Here is a 675-nt window from a genome sequence, read left to right as displayed (position 1 = left end):
TAGTTTAACCTTCGGGGGGACGCTTACCACTTTGTGGTTCATGACTGGGGTGAAGTCGTAACAAGGTAGCGCTAGGGGAACCTGGCGCTGGATCACCTCCTTAAACGATGATTACTCACGATGAGTGCCCACACAGATTGATACGGTTTATAAAGTAAAGAGAAGAAGAGTTCCCAAACTCTTCAATCCAGTGTCCCGTTCGTCTAGAGGCCTAGGACACCGCCCTTTCACGGCGGTAACAGGGGTTCGACTCCCCTACGGGATACCATTGGGTCGTTAGCTCAGTTGGTAGAGCAGTTGACTTTTAATCAATTGGTCGCAGGTTCGAATCCTGCACGACCCACCATTCCTTCCATTAGGAATTAAAACTCAAAATATGGGGCTATAGCTCAGCTGGGAGAGCGCCTGCCTTGCACGCAGGAGGTCTGCGGTTCGATCCCGCATAGCTCCACCATATTTTGACACAATGGGCGATTAGCTCAGTTGGGAGAGCACCTGCCTTACAAGCAGGGGGTCACTGGTTCGAGCCCGGTATCGCCCACCATCTTTAAGCGCATTCGATGAGTGCTTTTAAAAATGGTTACTTCATTAGAAGTGATTAGCTCTTTAACAATTTGGAAAGCTGACAAAACAACAATTTATTGTTGTTTGTAAAGTTCTCAATGTTTGTCTTTA

General features: G+C 47.6%; 4 tRNA genes and 1 rRNA gene. All 5 read left to right on the top strand.

Annotated elements, in window-relative coordinates:
- Positions 1-103, top strand: a 16S ribosomal RNA gene (locus UF05_RS07590); the annotation flags it as partial.
- Between the two features lie 89 nt (positions 104-192).
- A tRNA-Glu gene (locus UF05_RS07585) sits at positions 193-268 on the top strand.
- A gap of 2 nt (positions 269-270) precedes the next feature.
- Positions 271-346 (top strand) — tRNA-Lys (locus UF05_RS07580).
- 32 nt (positions 347-378) lie between these two features.
- A tRNA-Ala gene (locus UF05_RS07575) sits at positions 379-454 on the top strand.
- A gap of 14 nt (positions 455-468) precedes the next feature.
- Positions 469-544: transfer RNA gene (locus UF05_RS07570), tRNA-Val, on the top strand.
- The last annotated feature ends 131 nt before the right edge of the window (positions 545-675 follow it).

It is taken from the genome of Vibrio sp. S457-15 (assembly GCF_000960545.1).
In the GTDB taxonomy this organism is placed as follows: Bacteria; Pseudomonadota; Gammaproteobacteria; order Enterobacterales; family Vibrionaceae; genus Vibrio; species Vibrio parahaemolyticus.
This window is presented reverse-complemented; position numbering and strand designations above follow the sequence as displayed.